General features: G+C 58.8%; 22 protein-coding genes. 13 read left to right on the top strand and 9 right to left on the bottom strand.

Going from position 1 to position 22,657, the window contains the following annotated elements:
* Nucleotides 1-54: 54 nt before the first annotated feature.
* Complete coding sequence (locus HKK55_RS02200) at nucleotides 55-969, top strand: alpha/beta hydrolase (RefSeq protein WP_169353162.1); 915 nt, start codon at nucleotides 55-57, stop codon at nucleotides 967-969.
* Nucleotides 966-1,292, top strand: a complete 327-nt coding sequence (locus tag HKK55_RS02205; RefSeq protein WP_169353163.1) for a hypothetical protein — start codon at nucleotides 966-968, stop codon at nucleotides 1,290-1,292. The genes HKK55_RS02200 and HKK55_RS02205 overlap by 4 nt, the downstream gene beginning before the upstream one ends.
* Before the next feature lie 109 nt (nucleotides 1,293-1,401).
* On the opposite strand, the gene HKK55_RS02210 is transcribed toward HKK55_RS02205, so the two are convergent.
* The 4 genes from HKK55_RS02210 to HKK55_RS02225 all read right to left on the bottom strand — a co-directional run bounded on the left by HKK55_RS02210 (nucleotide 1,402) and on the right by HKK55_RS02225 (nucleotide 3,693).
* Nucleotides 1,402-1,608 (bottom strand): hypothetical protein, encoded by a 207-nt coding sequence (locus HKK55_RS02210; protein WP_169353164.1) that lies wholly within the window; start codon nucleotides 1,606-1,608, stop codon nucleotides 1,402-1,404.
* A gap of 194 nt (nucleotides 1,609-1,802) precedes the next feature.
* Complete coding sequence (locus tag HKK55_RS02215) at nucleotides 1,803-2,585, bottom strand: OmpA family protein (RefSeq protein WP_169353165.1); 783 nt, start codon at nucleotides 2,583-2,585, stop codon at nucleotides 1,803-1,805.
* Nucleotides 2,586-2,641: 56 nt separating this feature from the next.
* Nucleotides 2,642-3,049, bottom strand: a complete 408-nt coding sequence (locus HKK55_RS02220) for a DUF4398 domain-containing protein (protein WP_237151311.1) — start codon at nucleotides 3,047-3,049, stop codon at nucleotides 2,642-2,644.
* Nucleotides 3,050-3,348: 299 nt separating this feature from the next.
* Entirely contained in the window at nucleotides 3,349-3,693 is a 345-nt protein-coding gene (locus HKK55_RS02225) for a pilin assembly protein (protein ID WP_169353167.1), read from the bottom strand.
* A gap of 170 nt (nucleotides 3,694-3,863) precedes the next feature.
* Here HKK55_RS02225 and ppc point away from each other — a divergent pair, with 170 nt between their 5' ends.
* From ppc to HKK55_RS02255, 6 genes are all read left to right on the top strand, one after another.
* Nucleotides 3,864-6,509 carry a phosphoenolpyruvate carboxylase gene (ppc, locus tag HKK55_RS02230; protein ID WP_169353168.1) on the top strand — a complete coding sequence of 882 codons (2,646 nt, stop codon included), beginning with the start codon at nucleotides 3,864-3,866 and terminating at the stop codon, nucleotides 6,507-6,509.
* Nucleotides 6,510-6,787: 278 nt separating this feature from the next.
* A complete protein-coding gene (gene adk, locus HKK55_RS02235; protein WP_169353169.1) occupies nucleotides 6,788-7,435 on the top strand; it encodes an adenylate kinase in 648 nt (215 codons plus the stop codon).
* 100 nt (nucleotides 7,436-7,535) lie between these two features.
* Nucleotides 7,536-8,219, top strand: coding sequence for a tRNA (adenosine(37)-N6)-threonylcarbamoyltransferase complex dimerization subunit type 1 TsaB (gene tsaB / locus HKK55_RS02240; protein WP_169353170.1), 684 nt, complete (start codon nucleotides 7,536-7,538; stop codon nucleotides 8,217-8,219).
* Between the two features lie 172 nt (nucleotides 8,220-8,391).
* Nucleotides 8,392-8,712, top strand: coding sequence for a hypothetical protein (locus tag HKK55_RS02245; RefSeq protein WP_169353171.1), 321 nt, complete (start codon nucleotides 8,392-8,394; stop codon nucleotides 8,710-8,712).
* A complete protein-coding gene (locus tag HKK55_RS02250; RefSeq protein ID WP_169353172.1) occupies nucleotides 8,712-9,572 on the top strand; it encodes a DUF72 domain-containing protein in 861 nt (286 codons plus the stop codon). Before HKK55_RS02245 ends, HKK55_RS02250 begins: the two co-directional genes overlap by 1 nt.
* A gap of 25 nt (nucleotides 9,573-9,597) precedes the next feature.
* Nucleotides 9,598-10,422, top strand: coding sequence for an oxaloacetate decarboxylase (locus tag HKK55_RS02255; protein ID WP_169353173.1), 825 nt, complete (start codon nucleotides 9,598-9,600; stop codon nucleotides 10,420-10,422).
* 6 nt (nucleotides 10,423-10,428) lie between these two features.
* Here HKK55_RS02255 and HKK55_RS02260 read toward each other — a convergent pair whose 3' ends face one another.
* Nucleotides 10,429-11,049, bottom strand: coding sequence for an energy transducer TonB (locus tag HKK55_RS02260; RefSeq protein ID WP_169353174.1), 621 nt, complete (start codon nucleotides 11,047-11,049; stop codon nucleotides 10,429-10,431).
* A 95-nt stretch (nucleotides 11,050-11,144) separates the two neighbouring features.
* On the opposite strand from HKK55_RS02260, the gene HKK55_RS02265 reads away from it, so the two are divergent.
* Entirely contained in the window at nucleotides 11,145-11,927 is a 783-nt protein-coding gene (locus HKK55_RS02265) for a class I SAM-dependent methyltransferase (protein WP_169353175.1), read from the top strand.
* A gap of 169 nt (nucleotides 11,928-12,096) precedes the next feature.
* Here HKK55_RS02265 and HKK55_RS02270 read toward each other — a convergent pair whose 3' ends face one another.
* Nucleotides 12,097-12,732, bottom strand: a complete 636-nt coding sequence (locus tag HKK55_RS02270) for a TetR/AcrR family transcriptional regulator (RefSeq protein WP_169353176.1) — start codon at nucleotides 12,730-12,732, stop codon at nucleotides 12,097-12,099.
* 92 nt (nucleotides 12,733-12,824) lie between these two features.
* Between HKK55_RS02270 and HKK55_RS02275 the strand changes: the two genes are divergently transcribed.
* The 4 genes from HKK55_RS02275 (at nucleotide 12,825) to HKK55_RS02290 (ending at nucleotide 18,136) form a co-directional block, all read left to right on the top strand.
* Nucleotides 12,825-13,925, top strand: a complete 1,101-nt coding sequence (locus HKK55_RS02275) for an efflux RND transporter periplasmic adaptor subunit (protein WP_169353177.1) — start codon at nucleotides 12,825-12,827, stop codon at nucleotides 13,923-13,925.
* A gap of 6 nt (nucleotides 13,926-13,931) precedes the next feature.
* Nucleotides 13,932-16,997 (top strand): efflux RND transporter permease subunit, encoded by a 3,066-nt coding sequence (locus HKK55_RS02280; protein WP_169353178.1) that lies wholly within the window; start codon nucleotides 13,932-13,934, stop codon nucleotides 16,995-16,997.
* Between the two features lie 7 nt (nucleotides 16,998-17,004).
* Entirely contained in the window at nucleotides 17,005-17,631 is a 627-nt protein-coding gene (locus tag HKK55_RS02285; RefSeq protein ID WP_169353179.1) for a hypothetical protein, read from the top strand.
* Between the two features lie 64 nt (nucleotides 17,632-17,695).
* Nucleotides 17,696-18,136 (top strand): hypothetical protein, encoded by a 441-nt coding sequence (locus HKK55_RS02290; protein WP_169353180.1) that lies wholly within the window; start codon nucleotides 17,696-17,698, stop codon nucleotides 18,134-18,136.
* A 708-nt stretch (nucleotides 18,137-18,844) separates the two neighbouring features.
* Here the strand turns inward: HKK55_RS02290 and HKK55_RS02295 are convergent.
* The 3 genes from HKK55_RS02295 to plsB are packed head-to-tail and all read right to left on the bottom strand — an operon-like array spanning nucleotide 18,845 to nucleotide 22,514.
* The gene (locus tag HKK55_RS02295) at nucleotides 18,845-19,531 is read right to left on the bottom strand and encodes a DUF4197 domain-containing protein (protein ID WP_169353181.1); all 687 of its coding nucleotides are present in this window, start codon (nucleotides 19,529-19,531) and stop codon (nucleotides 18,845-18,847) included.
* 25 nt (nucleotides 19,532-19,556) lie between these two features.
* Nucleotides 19,557-19,958 (bottom strand): YbaY family lipoprotein, encoded by a 402-nt coding sequence (locus HKK55_RS02300; RefSeq protein WP_169353182.1) that lies wholly within the window; start codon nucleotides 19,956-19,958, stop codon nucleotides 19,557-19,559.
* Between the two features lie 51 nt (nucleotides 19,959-20,009).
* The gene (gene plsB / locus HKK55_RS02305; RefSeq protein WP_169353183.1) at nucleotides 20,010-22,514 is read right to left on the bottom strand and encodes a glycerol-3-phosphate 1-O-acyltransferase PlsB; all 2,505 of its coding nucleotides are present in this window, start codon (nucleotides 22,512-22,514) and stop codon (nucleotides 20,010-20,012) included.
* Between the last annotated feature and the right edge of the window lie 143 nt (nucleotides 22,515-22,657).

Here is a 22,657-nt window from a genome sequence, read left to right on the forward strand (position 1 = left end):
CCCGTTCGCCACAATGCTGGGCCACCTTTTTATCCATTTCTGAGGCTTCAACGGATGAGAATCCTCGGCATTTTTTGCCTGCTACTGATCTTGAGCGGCTGCAGTTCCTTGTTGTTCTACCCCGAACCGGGCCTGCCGTTCACGCCAGAACAAGCCCGCCTGCAATACCGCGACGTCACCCTGGCCACCGCCGACGGTCTCAAACTTCATGCGTGGTGGCTGCCGGCCAAGGCCGGTGTGCCGATCAAGGGCACGGTGCTGCACCTGCACGGCAACGGTGGCAACCTGTCTTGGCACTTGGGCGGTAGCTGGTGGTTGCCGGAGCAGGGCTATCAAGTGTTGCTACTGGACTATCGTGGCTATGGCCTGTCCGAAGGCAAACCTTCGTTGCCTGCGATCTATCAAGACCTGGACGCCGCTTTCAACTGGATCGATAAGGCCCCAGAAGCTCAGGGCCAACCGCTGATCATCCTCGGCCAAAGCCTGGGGGGCGCGCTGGCGGTGCATTACCTGGCCCAACATCCCGAGCGCCAACGACAACTCAAGGCCATTGTCCTGGATGGTGTGCCGGCCAGTTATCGTGACGTAGGGCAATTCGCCCTGAGTACTTCCTGGTTAACCTGGCCGTTCCAGGTACCGTTGTCGTGGTTGGTGCCGGACGCCGATAGCGCGATCAACGCCATGCCCCAGTTGACAGGCGTGCCGAAACTGCTGTTTCACAGTCTGGATGACCCGATCGTGCCGCTTTCCAACGGTATCCGCCTGTATCAAGCAGCGCCACCGCCGAGGGTGCTGCAGTTGACCCGGGGTGACCACGTACAGACATTTGCCGACAAGACCTGGCAAACCGTGATGCTGCGCTACCTCGACGACCCGCAGCATTTCAATGGTCTGCGCCGCCTGGGGGAAATCCCCAATTACCCGGTCGCCCCGAACTTCAAAGTTGAATCATCAGAGAGCCCGCAATGAGTGAAGAACGCAACATGATTCCCCTGATTCTCACCGGCATCGGCACCATCATCGGCACCGTGGGCTGCCTGTGGTACTACGGCTACCTGCATTTCGCCAAGCCGGAGGATGCGTTATTGCTCAGTGATTTCACCATGCTCAAGACTGTGCCTGGCGAGGATTACAAAATCTCCCTGACCCCGGCAGCCCAGGTGGCGCAATGCGTCGATGGTGTGCTGGTGCTGTTTGATACCGAACAGAAAGGCCTGACCGGCGTGCTGGTGAATAACAAGAAACAGGCGGTGCGGTGTATGGGGCAGGAAACGCCGCAGCTTGAGCAATAGTCGTAGGAATCGGCTCCCGCTCCACCTGTAAGTCAGAAGCCCGGAACCATATCTTGTAAGAGACCACTGAACGGATTGTCAGCACCGCTGATAAAAAACTTATGAATAGTTAACTGTGAGGTGTGTAATGGGTATGGGCGTTGGTGGTATCGGTGGCATGCAGGGTATGGGCGGCATGCAGGGTCTGGACCAGGGGCAGAAGCAGGGCATCGACCCTGAGATGCTTAAAAAACTCCTGGAAATGATGATGGGCGGCGCCCAAGGTGGCGGTGGTGCTCAGGGCGGTGGTGGCAGCCAGGGCGGCGCAGGAGACCAATCTGGCTCCATGAACCCAATGAATCAACAAAGTCTACAAAGTATGATGCCGCAAGATAACAGTAACCAAGTCCAATTCGGATGAAGTAAAAAGCCCCCTTGTATTGAAGGAGGCTTGTCTAGTCCCGAAATAGGGTTACACCTGTTTCAGTCTCAAAACGCCCGATGCACTGCATCGGGCGTTTTGCCAGTCCGTTACTGGATTGACGAACGTGGCTTGACCGGCTGGTTGTCGTTGGAAATGGTCACTTCAACGCGACGGTTCATGGCTCGGCCGGAAACGCTGCCGTTATCGGCAACCGGGTATTCCTTGCCATAGCCCTGGGTCACGATGCGCGAAATATCCACACCTTGTTGGGCCAGTGCACGCTGTACGGACGCTGCACGGCGCTCCGACAGGCTCTGGTTGTAGGCATCGGAGCCGGTGCTGTCGGTGTAGCCTTCGACAATCACTTTACGGTCCGGGTTGTCCCGCAGGAACTGCGCCAGTTTGGTGATGTTCACCAGGCCACTGGATTTCAGGTCGGACTTGTTGGTGGCAAACAGCACGTCACCGAACGTCACTAGCGTACCGCGATCAGTCTGCTTGGCGTTCAAGCTGTTTTGCAGCTGCTTGATTTGCGCATCACGGGCTTCGAGCAGTGCGCGGGCACGTTGGTCACCTGCGTTTTTCAGCTGGGATTCTGAAGTGCGCAGGGCGATGGTGTCTTTGGCGACTTCAACACGCTGGTTGGTCAGGTAGGCCAGTTGGTCGACTTTCTTCTCGTCATCGTTGTCGCGGTAGGCTTTGTCAGCCTTGTCCAACCAGTCGCTGGCGTCCTTGGTTTCCAATGCCGCGACTTTGGTGGCTTGCGGGTTGGCTTGCAGGGCCGAGAAGTTGGTCCGTGCGTTTTCCAGATTTGCGTTCGGCGGGGTGGAGCAAGCCGCCAGGGCAACGCTCATCGCCAGCAGGGCAGGGATCATCAATTGTTTACGCATAATGGTGTCGTCCTTTCAATTCGATTTCGGGTGCAATGCAATCAGAGGTCAGTCACTTACTGTTGGATAACAGCAGGACGCATACCTTCGTGACGCAGCTCCTGAACAGCTTTCTGGGAGTCCTTCACGGCTTGCTCTGCCTTGGCAGCCTGAGCTTTACGCTCGGCGACGCGAGCATCCCACTCAGCTTGTTCGGCCAAGCGACGAGCGTCGTCATACTTCTTGTCGTGCATGGCGATTTCGGCTTGCTTGAGCTTGTCCTGGGCCGATTTCATTTCCACGGCTGCAAACTCGGTACCGCCGGCGCTGACCGCGCTGTTCACCGCTGACTGGGTCACGGCGTATTGCTCGGTCGGCGGGTTACCGGCGCAACCGGCCAAAATGAAGCTGGTACCGATTGCCAACGCGGCCAATTTGAGCCCGCGCAGGTGGTTAAACGAGGATTTGGCAGTGCTGGTCTTCATGGTCATCAACTCCATTGGGTAACTCCTCAAAAACATCAAAATCCATCGCTGGTTTGCAGTGTGTACAGGGTCTGGCGGTAAGTTCCGGGACGCCTTTCAAACGGCTGTTCCAAGTGATGGCTTACTGGCTGTGACCTGAGGCTTTTTTGAATAGTTCAGAGAAGATGGCGCTTTGCCTAAATATTTTTTTGACTGAATAGTCAGCGTTTAAAAGTTTGAACTTTCGTCAGGCGCAGAGGTATTACGGGCCTCTGAGAGGCCCGTAATACCTGGGGTGGTGGGTTTTTAGCGGATGTTTATCAGTGTTTTTGCTTATCGGGTTGAGCTGACAAATCGTGCAAGTAACGTCGAGACAAAGTGAGAAAGCGCGGTGTAGGGCCGACGTCTTCGTACAGCGGATCACCTTCTTCATCCGTGGCAATCACATGCTGGCCCTTGATGTAAGGAAAGCTGGTTTCCAACTCTTCGAGGGCTGCGCCAATCAGTTCGCCGAGTAGCTCTTCGGTGTGCCGTTTGGGGTACATCTCGCAGAGTGCCGCGAGCCTGGCGGCGGCTTCTACATCCAGATGGATGGCGTATTCGGTTTTGGTCAGGCGACCCTTGGCGTTTTCTTCCCAATGCTGGGCCAATTCTCGGATTTTCATGACGACCTCGATGAGCGCTCAGGTAAGCGGGCAATCCTGGGGACCGCATAGTTGAGACTAGCTGTAAGCCACAAGGTTTAAAGTCAATTCTCCTGGTCCTTGTAAGAAGCCGGCGCCGGCGGCACTCTTGGGGATCAAAGCATCCCGGATTTCTGGCTGGAGATTGGCTGATGAGCGATATCGATGCACGTTTGCGTGAAGATGTTCACCTGCTGGGTGAACTGCTGGGCAACACGATTCGAGAGCAGTACGGCGATGAGTTTCTCGACAAGATCGAGCAGATTCGTAAAGGCGCCAAGGCCGATCGACGGGGTGCCGCATCGGAACAGGCCGCCGGCGAAGAGCTGAGTGCCAGCCTTAATCAGCTCAAGGAAGACGAACTGCTGCCAGTGGCGCGGGCCTTTAACCAGTTCCTCAACCTGGCCAACATCGCTGAGCAATACCAGTTGATCCACCGTCGCGACGAGTCGACGCCTGCGCCCTTCGAGTCACGGGTATTGCCTGAACTGTTGGCGCGTTTGCAGAGTGAAGGCCACAGCAGCGAATCCCTGGCTCGCCAGTTAGGTCGCCTGGAAATCGAATTGGTCCTCACGGCCCACCCTACTGAAGTCGCCCGCCGCACCCTGATCCAGAAATACGACGCCATCGCCGCGCAATTGGCCCTGCAGGATCACCGCGACTTGACCACCGCCGAGCGCGAACAGATCCGCCAACGCCTGCAACGCTTGATCGCCGAAGCCTGGCACACCGAAGAAATCCGCCGCACCCGACCGACTCCCGTAGATGAAGCCAAGTGGGGCTTTGCGGTGATCGAGCATTCCTTGTGGCACGCCATTCCCAATTATCTGCGCAAGGCTGACCTTGCCTTGCACGCTGCCACAGGCCTGCATTTGCCCCTGGAAGCAGCGCCGATTCGCTTCGCTTCATGGATGGGCGGCGACCGTGATGGCAATCCGAATGTCACTGCTCCGGTCACCCGCGAAGTGTTGCTGTTGGCCCGCTGGATGGCCGCCGACCTGTACTTGCGCGATATCGATCACCTGGCGTCCGAGCTGTCGATGCAACAGGCCAGCCCTGAGTTGCAGGCCAAGGTCGGTGACAGCGTTGAACCTTACCGGGCGCTGCTCAAACAGCTGCGTGAGCGTCTGCGTGCCACCCGCCAATGGGCCCACACCTCGTTGGCCGGCAGCACCCCGGCGCCCGCCGAGGTCCTGCAGAACAACCGTGACCTGCTGGAGCCGCTGGAGTTGTGTTACCAGTCCTTGCATGCCTGCGGCATGGGGGTGATTGCTGACGGCCCGCTGCTTGATTGCCTACGACGTGCGGTGACCTTTGGCCTGTTCCTGGTGCGTCTGGATGTGCGTCAGGACTCCAGCCGCCATTGCGCGGCCATGACTGAAATCACTGACTACCTGGGCCTGGGGCGTTACGAGGATTGGGACGAAGACGCACGCATCAGCTTTCTGATGCGTGAACTGGTCAATCGACGGCCGCTGTTGCCAGCCTATTTCAAACCGTCCGCCGACACCGCCGAAGTACTCAACACCTGCAAGGAAATAGCCGCCGCACCGGCAGCGTCGCTGGGGTCTTATGTGATCTCCATGGCCGGTGCCGCCTCCGATGTTCTGGCAGTGCAATTGCTGCTCAAGGAGTCTGGCGTGCAGCGGCCGATGCGCGTGGTGCCGTTGTTCGAAACCCTCGCCGACCTGGATAACGCGGGCCCAGTGATCGAACGCCTATTGCTGCTGCCGGGCTATCGCTCGCGCTTGCAGGGGCCGCAGGAAGTGATGATCGGCTACTCCGACTCGGCCAAGGACGCAGGCACTACGGCGGCAGCTTGGGCGCAATACAGGGCCCAGGAGCGGCTGGTGGATATCTGCCGTGAACAGCAGGTAGAACTGCTGTTGTTCCATGGTCGCGGTGGCACCGTTGGGCGTGGCGGCGGTCCCGCCCACGAGGCGATTCTGTCGCAGCCGCCGGGTTCGGTGGCAGGGCGTTTCCGCACCACCGAACAAGGTGAAATGATCCGTTTCAAATTTGGCCTGCCGGATATCGCCGAGCAGAACCTCAACCTGTATCTGGCGGCTGTGCTGGAGGCAACCTTGCTACCACCGCCGCCGCCTGAACCCGCATGGCGTAACTTGATGGATGAGTTGGCGGCCGATGGCGTCAGTGCCTATCGCGCGGTGGTGCGGGAAAATCCGCAGTTCGTCGAGTATTTCCGCCAGTCCACCCCCGAACAGGAACTGGGCCGACTGCCTTTGGGCAGCCGGCCAGCCAAGCGCCGCGCCGGCGGGATCGAAAGCTTGCGGGCGATCCCGTGGATTTTCGGTTGGACCCAGACCCGCCTGATGCTGCCAGCCTGGCTTGGCTGGGAAGCGGCCTTGAGCAAAGCCCTGGAGCGTGGTGAAGGTGAGTTGCTGCAGCAGATGCGCGAGCAGTGGCCGTTCTTCCGTACCCGCATCGATATGCTGGAAATGGTCCTGGCCAAGGCCGACGCCGATATTGCCCGGCTTTATGATGAACGTCTGGTACAACCTGATCTGCTGCCACTGGGTGTGCACTTACGCGACCTATTGTCGCAGGCATGCAGTGTGGTGCTCGGCCTGACCGGCCAGTCGCAACTGCTGGCGCATAGTCCGGACACTCTGGAGTTCATCCGTCTGCGCAACACTTACCTCGACCCACTGCACCTTTTGCAGGCGGAACTGCTGGCACGCTCCCGACAGCGGGAAGCGGCGCAGGACAGCCCTCTGGAACAGGCGTTGCTGGTGTCCGTGGCGGGAATTGCCGCTGGTTTGCGTAACACCGGCTGACAATTCTGAAGGGTTCTCAAGGGCTTGCAGATAAAGCCGAGCGTTGCCTCGAAAGGGGCGGCGCGAGGTTTTGCCACCGGGTTGCGCCCGGCGATAGCTGTGTTATGAGGCCTGCGCGGCGTGGGTTCCTCCTACTTTTGGCGGCTTGTGTGGTTAAGGCCTGCTGTGTATCTTGATCAGCCTTTGGCCGTTTGGGCGGCCATGACCCTTTTTTCCGAGATTGGCCCCATGCGGCGAATCCGAGCGTTATCTCTATAAAAAAATTGAGGAGCACATCGATGCGCGTCATTCTGCTGGGAGCTCCCGGGGCCGGTAAAGGTACTCAGGCAAAGTTCATCACTGAAAAATTCGGCATTCCACAAATCTCCACCGGCGACATGCTGCGTGCGGCCGTCAAGGCCGGCACCGAGCTGGGCCTGATCGCCAAGAGCGTGATGGACAGCGGTGGCCTGGTGTCCGATGATCTGATCATCAACCTGGTCAAGGAACGCATCAGCCAGGACGACTGCAAGAGCGGTTTCCTGTTCGACGGTTTCCCGCGTACCATTCCTCAGGCTGAAGCTCTGGTGAAGGCCGGCGTTGAGCTGGACCACGTGGTAGAAATCGCCGTTGAAGACGAAGAGATCGTGCAGCGTATTGCCGGTCGTCGTGTTCACGAAGCTTCGGGTCGGGTCTACCACATCGTCTACAACCCGCCAAAAGTCGCTGGCAAAGACGACGTCACCGGTGACGACCTGGTACAGCGCAAGGACGACACTGAAGAAACCGTGCGTCATCGCCTGTCGGTCTACCACTCCCAGACCAAGCCGCTGGTGGATTTCTACCAGAAGCTGTCGGCTGCCCAGGGCAAGCCGAAGTACAGCCACATCGAAGGTGTGGGCTCGGTTGAAGCCATTACTGGCAAAGTACTGAATGCGTTGAGCTGATAGATTTTTCGCGAGCAAGCTCGCTCCTACACAACGGCCCGCTTGCGGGCCGTTGTTGTTTATACTGGCGCACTTTTTTTCAACTTGGACGCAAACACCGATGAGCACCCTGCTGGCCCTGGACACCGCGACTGAAGCTTGCTCCGTTGCCTTGCTGCACGATGGCAAGGTAACGAGCCATTACGAGGTGATCCCGCGCCTGCATGCGCAAAAGCTGTTGCCGATGATCAAGCAATTGCTGGAGGAGGCCGGTACCACCTTGTCGGCGGTCGATGCCATTGCGTTCGGTCGCGGTCCAGGTGCGTTTACCGGTGTGCGGATTGCCATCGGCGTGGTCCAGGGACTGGCGTTTGCCTTGGAGCGCCCGGTGTTGCCAGTGTCCAACCTGGCGGTATTGGCGCAACGAGCGTTTCGTGAGCACGGCGCGCATCAGGTCGCGGCGGCCATCGATGCTCGCATGGATGAGGTCTACTGGGGCTGCTACCGGGAAACCGCGGGTGAGATGCGTCTGGTGGGGGTTGAAGCTGTACAACCACCTGAAGTGGCCGCTTTGTCAGACGATTCCAGCGGAGAATGGTTTGGTGCTGGCACTGGCTGGGGTTATGCCGAGCGCATCGGCGTGAAGCTCAGTGGCCAGGATGCGGGCATGTTGCCTCACGCTGAAGACCTGCTGACCCTGGCGCGATTTGCCTGGGAGCGGGGCGAAGCGATTCCGGCGGACCAGGCGCAACCGGTGTATTTGCGCGATAAAGTGGCGCAGACCAAGGCTGAACGCCAGCTGTGATGGATTGCGGGACAAACGTGGGGGCCAACCCGCTCCCAAGCACCGCCAGTCGTCAGAAATTCCCCCGCGCTTTTAAACCTTTGTCTATTTATGTGTTCTAGTTATCACCAGAGCATTTGCGCGCTAAGGAAAGTGCCGCTAAATTGCCATCATTGATACCGGATTTGCATGCATGCGTATAGACGGCTTCTCCTCTCAGTCCTACCCCCTCAAGCGTAAGCCACGCAAGGCTAACGTGACGGTAGACGAGTCCGTCGAGGACTCGCCGGACTTCGTTGAAGTCCAGTCTGAAGCCCCCTCCGGCTCAACTGTTTCTGCGCGCTCCCAGGGTTCTGCCAGTGCCCGTATCGGTGCTGTTCCTGCCCGCCAGCAAGACATGATTTTCCCGCGCTCCATGAGCAAAAGCGTTGCCAATGCCTTGGCCAGCTACCTGACCACCGCCGGCTTTGTCGAATGGGATATGGAAGTGCTGGGTCTCGATATCCACATCTGATGCCGTTGCCTTACTACCTGGGTTGCCCGTCTTGGAGTGAAAACGCCTGGCGCGAATACCTGTATCCCCAAGACGCCCGCCCCAACGACTACCTCGCCCTCTATTCCCAGGTCTTCAACGCTGTTGAAGGCAATACCACGTTTTACGCCCGTCCTTCGGTGGCCACCGTGCAGCGCTGGGCCGAGATCATGCCGGAACACTTTCGTTTTACCGCCAAGTTCCCCGGCGATATCAGCCATGGCGGTGACCTGCGTGAGCAACTGCCGGCAGCGGAGAGTTTTCTCGGGTTGATGAGCCCTTTGGGGCAGCGAGTTTCACCGTTATGGCTGCAATTACCTGCCAGTTTTGCGCCACAACGTCTGGCGGAGCTGGCCGGGTTTATTGATGGGCTGGAGCGACCGCTGGCGGTAGAGGTACGTCACCCGGAATTCTTTGCCAAGGGCGATGCCGAGCGGATGCTCAACCGTCTGCTGCGTGACCGTGGCGTCGAGCGCATTTGCCTGGATCCCCGGGCCTTGTTCAGTTGCACGTCCACCTCGGCGGCGGTGCTCCATGCCCAATCGAAAAAGCCCAAAGTGCCGCCCCGTCCGGCCGCGTTGACGCAGTTTCCCCAGGTGCGATTTATCGGCCATCCTGAGCTGGAAGCCAACGACCCGTTCCTGGTGCCATGGATTGAAAAGGTCGCCGTCTGGATCGAGGAAGGCCGCACGCCTTATGTGTTCCTGCACACCTCGGACAATCGCCTGGCGGCGCAATTGGCCCTGCGTTTCCATGAAAAACTGATGGCGCGTTTGCCTGGCTTGCCAGCCTTGCCTGAGCTATACAGGGAACCTGCTGTGGAGCAACTGGGGTTGCTCTGAGTGCCTTTCTTACAAGGAGCGAGCAATGGACCCACAAACCCTGCGTGCCGAAACCTTCAAGGCCCTGCATGAGCGCGACCGAGCCTTCGTCATGCCCAATCCCTGGGACGCCGGTTCCGCGAAAATGCTCACCAGCCTCGGCTTCGAAGCCTTGGCCACCACCAGCGCCGGTTATGCCTTCAGTCTCGGGCGCCCGGATGCTGAAGGCGCGTTGTCCCTGGAGGACACGCTGCACAACACCGCAATGATCGCCCAGGCCACGGTGCTGCCGGTGGCCGCTGACCTGGAAAACGGCTTCAGCGATACCCCTGACGGCTGCGCCCAAACTATTCTTCGGGCGGCCGCGACAGGCATCGTCGGTGGTTCGATCGAAGATGCCACCGGTATTGCCGTCGATCCGATCTATCCCTTTGATTTGTCCGTCGAGCGTATTGAAGCCGCAGTCGCCGCTGCTCGCAGCCTGCCATTCCCGTTCATGCTGACGGCCCGTGCGGAAAATCTCCTGCATGGAAAATTGGATCTGCCCGACACCATTCGACGCTTGCAAGCCTACGCCGAGGCCGGTGCCGACGTGCTGTATGCGCCCGGGTTACGCAGTGCCGAGGAAGTTATGGCGGTGGTGCGGGCGGTGGCGCCCAAACCTGTGAATGTGTTGATGTCTGGCGGGCTCAAGCTCACGGTGGCGCAGTTGAGCGAGATGGGGGTCAAGCGCATCAGCGTCGGCTCGGCCATGGCGCTGGCGGCCTATGGTGAGTTCTTCAGGGCGGCTCAGGAGATTCACGACCTCGGCACGTTCACTTTCACCGAGCGTTCGATGTCGTATAAACAGGCCAGCCAGTTGGTCAAGTAACGAGGGTCAGGCGGCCAGGCGTAGGTTATTGAGGATCAATGGACGCGCCCATTGGCAGTCGTAGTCCAGTTGCTTCTGCTGCTCAACCAACTCTTGTGGCGGGAACGGCTCGGCGGCGGGCGGCAGGAGGTCCAGTTCGAACTCGGCAATCGGCAAGTGCAGCGGCTGTGGCTGCGGTGCCGGGCCGGGTTCTGGCAGCGGTTGGCCTGCGGTCAGCACGAGAGGGCGAACCCAGCCACTTTCGAAGTTCTGTTGGCGCTGTTGGACCACGACTTCATCCGGTGGGAACGGCATGGCGGCGGGTGGCAGCAGGTCCAGTTCGAATTCGGCAATCGGCAGGAACAACGGTTCAGGCGGGGCGATCTCGGTGTCCTGCACGTCGCATTGGCGTTGGGTGACGATTTGGCTCAGCAGGTCGCTGCCTTCCCGAGGCTCTACCGAGGCATCCACCGCTGCCGGTATTTTGTTGGCGAGCGCCCCCGAATCCCCTCCGAGCTGCTCGGCCAGCGCCCGGGCGAAGAAGTCCTGCCACACATGACTGACCCCGGCCAGCGCTTGGGTATTGCGCAGGCCGTAATGGTTGTGGGTCGGCAGTACACCGATGGGTAGGGAATGAATGTCTGACATTTCTCTCGGTCGACGCTCAGCTCTGGCAAAATGCCTGATCATTTTTTTATCGGCCGTTTTTTGCCGATCCTTAATATTTTTGAGCGTAGCGACTGATGAGCGAACAACCAGCGGCCAGCCGCATTCGGGTCGAGGCCCTGGCCGAAGGCTTTCAAGCCCGGGCCCAGCAGTGGGCCGAGCAGCTTGGGCTGCCTTTGCAACTGGAGGCGGCGGACTTTACCCTGCAAGTCGGTGAGCACGGCCTGCAACTGCAACAGCTTGGGCCTGACGCACCGGGGCCGGTGCGGGTGGATTTTGTCGAAGGTGGCGCGGCCCACCGGCGTTTATACGGTGGAGGCAGCGGGCAGATGATTGCCAAGGCCGTCGGTATCGCGCAGGGCGTGCGCCCGCGCGTTCTGGACGCCACGGCCGGCTTGGGCAAGGATGCGTTCGTGCTGGCCAGCCTGGGCTGTGAGATGAGCCTGATCGAGCGTCAGCCGTTGATCGGCGCTTTGTTGGAAGATGGCCTGGCCCGTGGCGCAGACGATTTTGAAGTGGCACCAATTGTCGCGCGGATGACTTTGCTCAAGGGCAATTCCATTGATGTCATGCGCAACTGGGAAGGTGAGCCGCCACAGGTGATTTACCTGGACCCGATGTTTCCTCATCGTGAGAAAACCGCCTTGGTGAAGAAGGAAATGCGCCTGTTCCGGCCATTGGTGGGGGATGATCCCGACGCATCGGCGTTGCTGGCCGCCGCGTTGGCCCTGGCCAGCCACCGGGTGGTGGTCAAGCGCCCGCGAAAGGCACCGTGCATTGAAGGCCCCAAGCCGAGCCATGCGCTGGATGGCAAGTCCAGCCGGTATGACATTTATCCTAAAAAAGCGCTGAAGTCCTGAAGCCCCTGGCTAATTGTGGCGAGCGGGCTTGCCCGCGTTGGGCTGCGCAGCAGCCCCAGTAAGGTCTGCATGTGCTTACAGGCAGAATGAGAACACAGGTTTTTGGGCTGCTTCGCAGCCCAACGGGAGCAAGCTCCCTCGCCACAGGTCATTTGCCAACTTATCGGCTCTAAGCCCGATACGCCCGCATAAACAATCCCACCACATCCTGAACGTGCTCCTCGGCGGCTGCCTCGCTCAGCCGTCCGCCACAGCCATGTAGCAATCGAAAGTTCGCCGTGCCCTTGAGCAGGCAGAAAAAATGCTCGGCGGCGGTCAGCGGTTTGTCGATGTTCAGGGCGCCGCTCTGGTCAATTTTGGCCAGCAAGCGTTCCATGCCCTGCAACATCCGCAGGGGCCCGGCTTCGAAAAAAATCTGTGACAGCTTAGGGTCCTGGCTGCCGGTGGCCATCATCAAGCGATGCAGGTTCACCGACTCATCGCTGTTGATCAGCACATGAAAGCCGCGAGCGATGTTTAGCAGCACCTTTTCCACGGGCACGCCGTCCGGCAGCTCGAAATACATCACAGGCAGTTGTTCTTCGCACTTGGCGACCACGGCCGCGGAGAACAGCGTTTCCTTGTCGGTGAAGTGGCTGTAGACCGTCAGTTTTGAGACGCCGGCTTCCACGGCCACGGCATCCATGCTCGTGCTGGCGTAACCATTGCTCAAGAACAGGATTTTTGCTGCATCAAGGATTGCCTGGCGCTTTGCCATGTCCTTGGGACGCCCGGGGCTATTGGTGTTTACGAGATTGTCGGACATTTTCACTTTAATACTGGACTGGTGAGTTTGGTATTAATAACATACCGACCAGTATAATTATTCCTAGCACTATTAGCGAAAGGTCCTTCAGCATGCGCAGCCTTGTCCTGCCCCTCGCGTTGCCTGTCAGCCTGGCGTTTTTATTGGCTGCCTGCGGCCATGAAGAAGCGACCCAAGCCACCGTCCGTCCGGCCATGGTGGTTCAGCCACAGCCTTCCGCCCTGGCGATGGACAGCTACCCGGGTGAAGTTCGCGCCCGTTATGAGCCAGACCTGGCCTTTCGCATTGGCGGCAAAGTCAGTCGCCGACTGGTGGAGGAGGGCGAGCGGGTCAAGGCCAACCAGTCCCTGGCAGAACTCGATCCCCAGGACGTGCGCCTGCAGCTGGAAGCCACCCGCGCCCAGGTCGCCGCCGCCGAGGCCAACCTGAGTCTGGTACGCGCTGAACGTGATCGCTACAAGACCCTGATGGACCGTCAGATGGTCAGCCGTTCCCAGTACGACAATTCCGAAAATATGTACCGCGCAGGCGAGGCACGTCTCAGGCAGATCAAGGCTGAGTTCGACGTAGCCAATAATCAGGCCGGTTACGCCGTACTGCGAGCGCCCCAGGACGGGGTCGTCGCCAAGCGCGCGGTGGAAGTGGGCCAGGTGGTGTCCGCCGGCCAGACGGTGTTCACCCTGGCGACTGACGGAGAACGGGAAGTGCTGATCAGCCTGCCGGAACAAAGTTTTGGCCGCTTCAAGATTGGCCAACCGGTGTCAGTGGAGCTGTGGAGCCAGCCGGACCAGCGTTTCAACGGACGGATTCGCGAGCTGTCACCAGCGGCAGATCCCAAGTCTCGGACCTTCGCCGCCCGAGTGGCCTTCACCGGTGGCAAAGTCCCTGCGGAACTGGGGCAAAGTGCTCGAGTATTCATACAAGCCGACGGTGTTATTCCGCTGTCGGTGCCGCTGTCTGCCTTGAGTGCGGAGAACGGTGCGTCCTACGTCTGGCTGGTACAGCCCGACAACACCCTCAAGCGGGTACCGGTGCGGATCGGCGCCTTCGGTGAGAAAAACGTACCAGTGCTGGAAGGTCTGAACCCCACCGACTGGGTGATTGCTGCCGGTGTCCATGTGCTTCATGAGGGCCAGCAAGTGCGCCCGGTGGATCGCTCCAATCGGGTAGTGAATCTGGCGGCCAAGGAGTAGTCCCCGATGGGTTTCAATCTTTCCGAATGGGCGTTGCGTAATCGCCAGATCGTACTGTTCCTGATGATCCTGCTGGCCGTAGTTGGCGCTTTGTCCTACACCAAGTTGGGGCAAAGCGAAGACCCGCCGTTCACCTTCAAAGCCATGGTCATCAAGACCAATTGGCCGGGCGCTACGGCCCAGGAAGTCTCGCGTCAGGTCACCGAGCGCATTGAAAAGAAGCTGATGGAGACAGGCGAGTACGAGCGCATTGTTTCCTTCTCGCGGCCGGGTGAATCCCAAGTCACCTTCATCGCCCGGGACTCCATGCATTCGGCGCAAATTCCTGACCTGTGGTATCAGGTGCGTAAGAAGATCAGCGACATTCGCCAGACCTTGCCGCCGGACATCCAAGGCCCGTTCTTCAACGATGAGTTCGGCACCACCTTCGGCAATATCTATGCACTGACTGGTGACGGTTTCGACTATGCCGTACTCAAGGACTACGCCGACCGCATCCAGATTCAGCTGCAACGGGTGCCGGACGTGGGCAAGGTTGAATTGCTGGGGCTGCAAGACGAGAAGATCTGGATCGAGCTGTCCAACCTCAAGCTGGCGACCCTTGGGTTGCCATTGGCAGCGGTGCAGCAGGCGCTGCAAGAGCAGAACGCGGTGTCCACTGCGGGCTTCTTCGAAACCCCGAGCGAGCGCGTGCAACTGCGGGTGTCCGGCAATTTCAAGACCGTGGAAGAAATCCGCAACTTCCCGATTCGTGTCGGTGACCGTACGTTCCGTATCGGCGATGTGGCCGAGATCCATCGTGGCTTCAACGATCCACCCGCACCGCGCATGCGTTACATGGGGGATGACGCGATCGGCCTGGCAGTGGCCATGCGCGACGGCGGCGACATCCTGGTGCTGGGCAAGGCTCTTGAGAACGAATTCGCACGCCTGCAGAAGAACCTTCCGGCCGGCATGGAACTGCGCAAGGTGTCCGACCAACCGGCGGCGGTGAAAACCAGTGTCGGCGAATTCGTCCAGGTTCTGGCCGAGGCCCTGGCCATTGTGTTGCTGGTGAGTTTCTTCTCGTTGGGCGTACGCACCGGCATGGTGGTCGCGTTGGCGATTCCGCTGGTGTTGGCGATGACTTTTGCCACGATGTATTACCTGGGGATCGGCCTGCACAAGATTTCTCTCGGTGCGCTGGTACTGGCCCTTGGTTTGCTGGTGGATGACGCGATCATCGCCGTGGAAATGATGGCGATCAAAATGGAACAGGGTTACGACCGGCTCAAGGCCGCCAGTTTCGCCTGGACCAGTACCGCCTTTCCGATGCTCACCGGCACCTTGATTACCGCCGCTGGCTTCCTGCCGATTGCCACTGCGCAGTCGAGCACCGGCGAATACACTCGTTCGATCTTCCAGGTGGTAACCATCGCGCTGTTGGCCTCCTGGGTCGCCGCCGTGGTGTTCGTGCCTTACCTCGGGGAAAAACTCCTGCCGGACTTGGCGAAGATTCATGCGGCCAAACATGGCGCCGACGGCCCGGATCCCTACGGTACACCGTTCTATCAGCGTGTAAGACGCTTGGTGGAGTGGTGCGTGCGGCGCCGCAAAACGGTGATCGTGCTGACCTTGCTGCTGTTTATTGGCTCGGTGGCGCTGTTTCGTTTTGTGCCCCAGCAGTTCTTCCCGGCCTCCGGGCGACTGGAGCTAATGATCGACTTGAAACTGGCGGAAGGCGCCTCCTTGAGCAACACCGCTGACCAAGTCAAACGCCTGGAAGGACTGCTTAAAGAACACGCCGGGATCGAAAACTATGTGGCTTACGTTGGCACCGGTTCGCCACGTTTCTACCTGCCTCTGGACCAGCAATTGCCGGCCGCGAGCTTTGCCCAGTTTGTGGTTCTGGCCAAGACCATCGAGGAGCGTGAAAGCCTGCGCACCTGGCTGATCGAAACCCTGAATGAACAATTCCCGGACCTGCGTTCACGTGTCACGCGTCTTGAGAACGGTCCACCCGTTGGCTACCCGGTGCAGTTCCGCGTCACGGGCGAACACATCGAGAAAGTACGCGCATTGGCGCGCAAAGTGGCGGCCAAGGTTCGCGAAAATACCCACGTGGTCAATGTGCACCTGGACTGGGAAGAACCGAGCAAGATCGTTTATCTCAATGTCGATCAGGACCGCGCGCGCGCCCTGGGCGTCAGCACCGCCAACCTGTCGAAATTCCTCCAGAGTTCTCTGACCGGTTCCAGCGTCAGCCAATACCGGGAGGACAACGAGTTGATCGAAATCCTCTTGCGCGGCACCGTGCATGAACGCACCGAGTTGTCGTTGCTGCCAAGCCTGGCGGTGCCGACTGACAACGGTAAAAGCGTGGCGCTGTCGCAGATTGCCACCCTGGAATATGGCTTTGAAGAAGGCATCATCTGGCATCGCAACCGTTTGCCAACAGTGACCGTTCGCGCCGATATCTACGGTAAGGAGCAGCCGGCAACCCTGGTCCAGCAAATTCTACCGACCCTGGAAGGCGTACGTGCCGAGCTGCCGGATGGTTACCTGCTGGAGGTCGGCGGCACGGTGGAGGATTCCGCTCGCGGGCAGAACTCGGTCAAGGCCGGGGTGCCGCTGTTTATTGTGGTGGTGTTGACGTTACTGATGCTGCAATTGCGCAGCTTCTCACGCACGGCCATGGTCTTTCTCACGGCGCCCTTGGGCTTGATTGGTGTGACGTTGTTCCTGCTGGTGTTCCGTCAGCCTTTTGGCTTTGTGGCCATGCTGGGCACCATCGCACTGTCCGGGATGATCATGCGCAATTCGGTGATCCTCGTGGACCAGATCGAGCAGGACATCAAGGCTGGGTTGGCGCCGTGGCAGGCGATTATCGAAGCGACAGTGCGGCGCTTCCGGCCGATTGTGCTGACTGCGCTGGCGGCGGTGTTGGCGATGATTCCATTGTCTCGCAGCGTGTTCTTCGGGCCGATGGCGGTGGCGATCATGGGCGGGTTGATTGTAGCGACGGCGTTGACGCTGTTATTCCTGCCGGCGTTGTATGCCGCTTGGTTCAGGGTCAAACCATCGGCTTTGTAGAAGGGCGATGTCGGAAAATGTCGGTGGGTTGGAACTGAGGACGATGTTTTTAACACACAAGAAAGCGTTGCCGTTCAGCGGCAACGCTTTCGTGGGGGAGTGCCTTTCCTGGTCATTGAGCCCCATCTTCAGGAACAAACCAGACATAAGGAATACGATCATGGCTTTCTTTTTACCTTTATTGGCGGCTATTGCTGCGCCAATTCTTAAGGCCATAGGAGTGGGGGTAGTCAGTGGCGCGGCTGCTTTCGGTGCAACCAAGGCGATGGAAGCGATCACCAAAAGTAAGCCCGCCAGCCCGACCAAAGAGGATGATCCTCCCAGTAAGAAAGCTATTGACCTGGCCGACAACATTCAAACGAAGGTCGGGGAGACTCCAGGAGGGGCCCCCGAGAAAACACTCCTCACACCTACAGTGGCAACTGCCCCTGACGCCCCTGCAAAGTTTGCAACCCGCTCAACCCTAGCGCCCCGCACGGCGTTTGCGGTACCTGTGCCTCGCGAAATGCCTGTTGAACAGATATCCCATTCCCCTCTTGCTGAAGCTGAGCCTGCCGCCGCCGTGCCCTCTGCTGGCCCCGCTGTGCTTGCAGGCATATCCCCAGTCATGCCGCTTGCTTCCTTGCCCATTTAGTCGTTAGGGACAGCCTTGTATATGGTCATACATAGCTTTCCCTTGTTGCGGACGGTGCTTACGGTTGTTTCCGTTCTTTATATTCCTCCCTGGCCTAGCGCATCGCCACGGCGCCACCTATCAAAGATGCGCTGCTTGTTACCTGCTCTCTCTTTCCTATCAGTTGTGGCAGCGCAACAACAGCGTCGCCGACTCGACGGGGGACCGTTTCGGTGGGATGTATTTCTTTTTGCTTACCGTCATGAATTCCAAGGGTTTGTTGATTGTTTCGTTTATAGCGCCGGTCAATGCGTTCACCGAACTTGAAGGCTACTTGGCCTTTATGGCCACTCTCGCTGTGGCGATCATTCCCGTTGGCTTCACCTGGATACTGCTGGGTGCGGGATTCAAAAGCCTGCAGCAAACGTGGTTGGCCCCCCTGAAGATCAACCGGGCAGCGTCCGTCGCCATCTGTTGTTTCGCCTTCATCATGATTGGACGATTGGCTGATTCAGTTATCAACTGAAGGTTTTTCCTATGTGGCTGCAGGGTTGCATTTGATGACGCAGGTTCGTCGAGCCCGACGCCCTGCATTTGATGTCACTCAGCGTAGGAAGGTACAGATGTAGTGGCCAGGGTAAGGGGGGAAAGGACGCCTTCCTTATGGATGGGGAAATTTATGGCAGTGGAAAGCTATGACAGTGCATCGGAACCTTTCCTTCAAGTCTTGCCACACAAGGTCTACCTGATATGCAGGTGTTTTTCTTGTGCGTCCTGGCAGAGAAAACTTAAAGAAGACTTAAGGAGTGTTCATATGATACAGGCTCTTATGGCCCCAATAATGGGCCTTATTTCTCCACAAATGTTCCTTGGCCCTCTGTCCCAGAAGGGTATTGAGAAAATGGTGGAGGATGCCCATGACAAATATCATCAAAAGCCTGGCAACGATTGCAAAAAACATGATCACGGAGGCGGCAAGCCTGGTGGCGATTGTCATTCTCATACTGGGCCAAGATCGATTGAGATCTCGGGAACACTAAACATAAGCCGGAACTAACTGACGTGTTATCAGCGTAGCTCCTGAGCGCTGGGTAATACCTGTCCAAGCTAGAACACAAGCTCCCGAGTATTCGGGGGCATGTGTTCTTAAAGGGGCCGGGTTCATGCTTCCAGGAGTTGAGAGGCGCTGGAAGCGTTTGCAATATCGCCCACAAATCGGGGATTTTAAGGGCCTTTACAGCGTCCCAAACACCTTCTTCGCCAGACTGGTAGCTGCCGCTGCCGGGTTCTTGCGAATGGTCTCTTCCTGCTGGGCAATCATCTTGAACAACCCGTCCAGCGCTTGTTCGGTCACGTAGTTTTCGATACTGGCGTTCTTGTCTCCGAGCAGGTTCGCGGGAGCTTTTTTAGCCAGGGCGTTGTACTGCTGGGCCACGCCGACCTTGTCAGTGGATTGCTTGACGATGGGCAGAAACTTGGCGCGGATCTGCTCGCGGCTGCTCTTGTCGAGGTACTGGGTCGCTGAATCCTGGCCGCCGCTGAGGATGCCTTTGGCATCGCTCACGCTCATGTTTTTCACGGCATTTACCAGAATTGGCTGGGCCTGGGTCACGGCAGACTCGGCCGCCTTGTTCATGCTGGTTTCAAGTTGCGTGAGCTGGTCGCCCATGCCGAGCATTTTCAGCGCGCCGGCGGCTTTGTCCAACTTGCCCGGCAAGCCGATTTTTACTTCGGGGTTATTGCTGAAACCACCGGGCACGCCCAGTTGTTTGACGGCAATTTGCGCGCCTTGGGTCAAGGCGTCCTTGAGGCCACCGGTGGCGTCGCCCTGGGACAGGTCGCCCAGTGACAGGGCCATGGCGTTGGCACCGAGCAGCAGACCGGCACACAGGGCGGTCAAGCGAAGAGAGTTACGGAGCATGGGCGCTTCCTTTTGTCTGAGGGAATCAGTGAGCGACCGCATCAACGCGCAGGCGCAACGGTTGGACATCCTGGCCGTTCAACTGCACCGAATGCCGCTCGGTGGTGATAAACAGTAGCTTGCCATCCAGTTCGATGCGAGCGCTGACCGAATAGCTATGGCCGGGTTTGACCTGGGCGGGGTCGTAGCTCAGGTGAAACGGCAGCGGTACCTGGCCTTTGACCGGACCTTTCTGTTCGGCCAGGGTCACGGCAGGTGCGTCCATCAGGGAGACATCTTGCAGGCTGACACTCAAGGTCGCGGCCGGTGGCAGGGCGATGCGTTGCAGGTAGAACACTTCGCCGTCGAGGCTAGCCTTGGGAGTAGGGTTCATGGTGTGGCAGGCTCCCAGCAATGCAGTCAGGCCCAGCAGGATGATTTTTTTCATGGTACAGCTCCTTGTCAACGGCGCCAGAAACAGCCTGGCGCCTTGGTAAATCTAGCGGGTTTCTTCAGGGGCGGCCGGCTTGTCGGCCAGCTCTTCACTGCGATGCAACGCCACCTGGCGAATCGACAGGCGAATCTCCGCCGGCAACACGCGCTTGGCTGCGCCTTCTGCCAGCTCGCCCAGCAATGGGTGATAACTCAGCTTGCCGGCTTCATCGCGGCGCAGCACATCTTGCTCCAGAAGGGTCTGGATGAAGTGTCGGAAAAGGCTCTTGTCGAAGAACTCGGGGGCGTTCAGGCCGTGCAGGATCGACAGGCGCTGGGCCATGACCGTACACAGGTCTTCCAGTTCTTCGGCGCTGATACTGTTTTGGCCACTGTTGAGCAGCAGCGAGATGGCCATATAGAAGCGCTGGAGGGTCTGGGCGATGGTCTTGGATAACAGCGTCAACAGCACGAAGTGCCGCGAGCTGGGTGCCGGACGCAGGTAGACGGCATTTTCAAAGCGCAGCAGGCCCTGTTCGACAAAGGCGTCGAGCCACTGGTCGACCACCGCATCCAGTTCGTCCAGGGACCAGCGGATAAACAGCTCCGACTGCAAGTACGGGTAGAGCGCGCGGGTGTAGCGCAGGATCTGTTCGCGGTTCATGCGCGAGCTGCTCTGGAAGAAACTGGCCAACAACGCCGGCAGGGCAAAGATGTGCAGCACGTTGTTGCGGTAGTAGGTCATCAGGACGGCGTTCTGCTCGTCCAGGTACAGAATCTTGCCCAGGGCATCGCTCTGTTCCGATAGCAGTTGCATGTCCTTGACGTGCTTGATCAGGGCCTGGCCATCACCTTCGGGCAAGGTGGTGTGCGGCGAGTAGGGCACCTTGCGCAGCAGCGCCAAGTACAAGTCCAGCACCCTTGCCATGGCCTGGTCATCCAGGGCCAGGCGACTGGTGGACAGCAGCGCCAGCGCTACCAGGTTGACCGGGTTGATCGCCGCCGCTTCATTCAAGTGCTGCGCCACCCGCTCGCCGAGCCGGTTGGTGGTTTCGTTGAGCCACGCCGGCTTGTAGTTCGGTCCCAGTTCCTGGGCGCGCCAGTCGGGTTGTTCCTGATCGAGGAATTCGGCGAGCTTGATCGGTTCACCAAAGTTCACGGCGACCTGGCCAAAGCGCTGTTTCAAAGCACCGATGACCTTGAAGATATCGAAAATCGACTCTTTCTTCTTGCTGGCACCGCGCAGTTCACCCAGGTAGGTACGGCCTTCCAACACCCGCTCGTAGCCGATATACACCGGCACAAACACGATCGGCATGCGTGAGGAGCGCAAGAAGCTGCGCAGGGTAATCGCCAGCATCCCGGTTTTTGGCTGCAGCATGCGCCCGGTACGGGAACGCCCACCTTCGACGAAGTACTCCACCGGGAAGCCCTTGGTGAACAGGGTGTGCAGGTATTCGTTGAACACCGAGGTGTACAGCGGGTTGCCCTTGAAGGTGCGGCGCATGAAGAACGCCCCGCCACGACGCAGCAGGCTGCCGATCACCGGCATGTTCAGGTTGATCCCCGCGGCAATGTGCGGCGGGGTCAGGCCGTTCTTGAACAACAAATAGGAAAGCAGCAAGTAGTCGATATGGCTGCGATGGCACGGCACATAGATGACTTCATAACCTTGGGCGACTTTTTGCACGCCTTCGATGTTGTTGACCTTGATGCCGTCGTAGATCTTGTTCCAGAACCAACTCAGTACCACTTCCAAAAAGCGGATCGCGGTGTAGGTGTAGTCCGAGGCGATCTCGTTGCCATAGCGCAGGGCCTGGGCCTTGGCTTTTTCCGGGGTGATCTTCTCCCGTTCGGCTTCATCGAGGATCGCCTGGCGCACCAGCGGCATGTTCACCAGGCCCTTTACCAGGTTGCGGCGGTGGGACAGGTCGGGGCCGATCACGGCGGTCTTCAGGTTACGAAAGTGCACCCGCAGGATCCGCTGGGCCATCCGCACGGTGCGTTCGTGGCCTTTATTGTGCTCGATCAATTCGCGCAAGTTAATGGGGGCGGAGAATTGCACCCGGGTCTTGCGGCCGAGGATCAGGATGCTCAGCAACCGGCGCAGGCGGCCAGTGACGGCCCAGCTGTCGGCGAACAGCAGTTTCCATGGGCTGGATTCGCTGTCCGGCGACTGGCCCCAAAACACGCTGACCGGAATGATTTGTGCATTCTCTTCGGGGTGCTCGGTCAGGGCATTGACCAGGTGGGTCAGGGTCGGTGGTGCGCCGCGTTTGTCCTGGCGACCGAGCCAATCCGGGTCCGGGGTCAGGTAAAAGAACGCCGCAGGCTCCAGCAGTGCGCCAACCGATACTGGCAGCACCGGGCGCGGCAGGCCGGCCTTGGTGCACTCGGTATCGACCACGGCCAATTCGGTGAGGGATGGAGATTGCAGGACATAAAACACCGGTCGGCTGCGGTCGAGATTCAGGGTAAGGGACGACTGGTTGATCGTCTCCGAGCGAACCCAGAGGTACAACAGTCGGCGCAAGGTGCCAAATACCAGACGGCGAAATGGAGAACGGGTCATACGGCTTCTGCTTTGAGTGAGGAAAACCGAGCAGTTGCTCGGGCGACTAGTGTGCCGTATTCACCGAAAATCGGCAAAAAAGCAGCGAAGTAATCTTGAGTTGAGAGTTTTTGAGCCTGTCTTATACTCGGCAGTTCAATGCT

Source organism: Pseudomonas sp. ADAK18, from assembly GCF_012935695.1.
In the GTDB taxonomy this organism is placed as follows: Bacteria; Pseudomonadota; Gammaproteobacteria; order Pseudomonadales; family Pseudomonadaceae; genus Aquipseudomonas.